Below are 264 nucleotides of genomic sequence, written 5' to 3' on the forward strand. Positions count from 1 at the left end.
TAAAATGCGCCAACTCGGCGAAGCCATTGCCCAGAATATTGCAGCAAGAGTCGGCGTTGAATATGGCAACGATATCAAGCAAGTAGATTTACTCCGCGATATAGATTACTCACTTAGATTAGATGATAACGTTCGAGACGCTTTTCATACTTTAAGAAAGTTAGGTAACACAGCAACCCACGAATTTGATAGTAGCAGCCACCGCGATGCCCTGAAGTCGATGATGGTAGGCCACGCGCTTTCCATGTGGTTTCACAGCACATT

At 45.1% G+C, this 264-nt stretch carries 1 protein-coding gene; it reads left to right on the forward strand.

Annotation, left to right across the window (positions count from 1 at the left end; translation table 11 throughout):
- A partial coding sequence (locus NLF92_RS13215; RefSeq protein ID WP_254102698.1) for a DUF4145 domain-containing protein occupies positions 1–264 on the forward strand: 264 nt, incomplete at both ends.

This window comes from Opacimonas viscosa, from assembly GCF_024199005.1.
GTDB lineage: Bacteria > Pseudomonadota > Gammaproteobacteria > Enterobacterales > Alteromonadaceae > Opacimonas > Opacimonas viscosa.